Origin of the sequence: Streptomyces sp. NPDC087787, assembly GCF_044743035.1 — a bacterium.
Taxonomy (GTDB): domain Bacteria; phylum Actinomycetota; class Actinomycetes; order Streptomycetales; family Streptomycetaceae; genus Streptomyces.
The window spans coordinates 1-2,594 of sequence record NZ_JBIUVQ010000062.1 but is presented as its reverse complement, the minus strand read 5'-3'; the positions used below and the strand labels follow the sequence as shown (position 1 = coordinate 2,594).

Genomic DNA, 2,594 nt, shown 5'->3' with positions numbered 1-2,594 from the left:
GCATACGTGATCTACACCTCCGGCTCGACCGGCCGCCCCAAGGGCGTCGTGGTCAGCCACGCCGGTGTCACCAGCCTCGTCACGGCGCAAGCGGAACGCCTCGGGCTCGACGTGGAAAGCCGGGTGCTCCAGGTCTCCTCGCCCAGTTTCGACGCCTCGTTCTGGGATCTGTGCGGTGCCCTGCTGACCGGTGCGGCCCTGGTACTGGCACCTTCCGAGGAACCCCTGAAGGCGCTCGCGGACCGGGACCTCGGCGTCACCCACGTCACTCTGCCGCCCTCGGCCCTGGCCGCGTTCGGGGCGGCCGACCTGACGCCGTCGACGCTGGTCGTCGCGGGTGAGGCGTGCTCTCCTGAGCTGGTGGCGCGGTGGGCGCCCGGCCGCCGCATGATCAACGCGTACGGACCGACCGAAACCACCGTATGCGCCACGATGAGCGAACCGCTGACCCCCTGCCACCAGGCACCGCCGATCGGCCGTCCCATCGCCAACACCCAGGTCTACGTACTCGACGAACACCTGCGACCAGTACCGGCAGGCGTCCCCGGCGAACTGTACGTGGCCGGCGCCGGACTGGCCCGCGGCTACCTCAACCGCCCAGCACTCACCGCCGAACGCTTCCTCGCCGACCCGTACGGCCCCGCGGGCAACCGCATGTACCGCACCGGCGACCTCGTACGCCGGCGCACCGACGGCGACCTCGAATACATCACCCGCGCCGACCAGCAGGTCAAGGTCCGCGGCTTCCGCATCGAACCCGGCGAGATCGAAGCCGTACTCACCACCCACCCCGACGTCACCCAGGCAGCCGTGATCGCCCGCCAGGACCGGCTGGTGGCCTACGCGGTGTCCGCGACCGAGGGACCCGAGCGGTTGCGTGCCTACCTGCGCGAGCGGCTCCCGGACTACATGGTGCCGTCGGCGGTCGTCACGCTCGACGCCCTGCCGCTGACGCCCAACGGCAAGCTCGACCACGCCGCCCTCCCCGAGCCGGAGTTCGGCGGAGCCGGATCCGGGCGGCCGCCCCGCACACCGCGGGAGCAGATTCTGTGCGAACTCTTCGCCGAGGTGCTGGGGGTGTCAGAGGTCGGCGTGGACGACGGCTTCTTCGACCTGGGCGGCCACTCCTTGCTGGCCACCCGGCTGGCCGCCCGTGTTCGCACGGTCCTCGGTGCCGAGCTCGGCCTGCGCGTCCTGTTCGAGGCGCCGACCGTGGCGGGGCTCGCCGCGGCGCTCGACGGCGCCGGGCAGGCACGTCCCGCGCTGACCGCCGCCGAGCGCCCCGAGCGGATCCCGCTCTCCTTCGCGCAGCGCCGCCTGTGGTTCCTGGACCGCATGGAGGGCACGAGCGCCACGTACAACATCCCGCTCGCGTTGCGGCTCACGGGAGACCTCGACCAGCAGGCGCTGCGCGACGCGCTGGCCGATGTGGTGGCCCGTCACGAGAGCCTGCGGACGGTCTTCGCCGAGAGCGACGGGGTGCCGTACCAGCGGGTGCTGGACGTCGACGAGGCCCGTCCGCGGGTACGGCTGACCGCGATCAGTCACGGTGCCCTGTCCGAGCAGCTCGCAGACGCCGCCCGGCACCCGTTCGACCTGGCAGGCGAACCTCCTCTGCGCGCGGAGCTGTTCGAGCTGACGCCGAACGAGCACGTGCTGCTGGTCGTGATCCACCACATCGCCGGTGACGGATGGTCGACCGGTCCGCTCTCCCGGGACCTGGCAACGGCCTACACGGCCCGCCGCGAGGGCGGCAAGCCGGACTGGTCACCGCTGCCGGCTCAGTACGCGGACTACACCCTGTGGCAGCGGGACCTGCTCGGTGACCCCGGCGACGAGAAGAGCCTCTTCGCCCGTCAGCTGTCGTACTGGACCGGGCAACTGGCCGGACTGCCCGAGCAGAGCGCGCTGCCGTCGGACCGGCCGCGCCCGGCTGTCGCCTCGTACCGGGGCGGACTTCTCCTGGTCGAGACGGGTCCCGCCCTGCACGCCGGGCTGGCCGACCTGGCCCGCCGTTCCGGCGCCAGCATGTTCATGGTCCTCCAGGCCGCGCTGGCGGCGCTGCTCGGCCGGCTCGGCGCGGGCACCGACATCGCGGTCGGCAGTCCCATCGCGGGACGAACCGACGAGGCCCTGGACGACCTGGTCGGGTTCTTCGTCAACACCCTCGTGATGCGCACCGATCTGTCCGGTGACCCTTCGTTCACGGAACTGCTGGGCCGGGTAAGGGAATCCGCGCTGGAGGCGTTCGCCCACCAGGACGTGCCCTTCGAGCACCTGGTGGAGGTGGTCAACCCCACGCGGTCGCTCTCCCACCACCCGCTCTTCCAGGTCATGTTCGCCCTGCAGAACGCGCCCATGGGTGACTTCGACCTGCCGGATCTGCGGGTCTCACACGTGGCGGCGCCCACCGGCACCGCCAAGTTCGACCTTGGCATCAGCCTCTTCGAACGCTCCGGCGACGGCGGCGCCCCCGCTGGTATCTCCGGGGCGGTCGAATACGCCACCGACCTGTTCGACCGTGCGACGGTGGAGACGCTGTTCGCTCGGTGGACACGGCTGCTGGAGGCCGTGGTCGCCGACCCGGACCGGCC

Annotated in this window: 1 protein-coding gene; it reads left to right on the top strand. The window is 71.7% G+C overall.

Features of this window, described 5'->3' with window-relative positions; genetic code table 11:
• Positions 1 to 2,594, top strand: a 2,594-nt coding sequence (locus tag ACIOWN_RS34465) for an amino acid adenylation domain-containing protein (RefSeq protein WP_362358064.1), incomplete at both ends; no start/stop codon positions are given.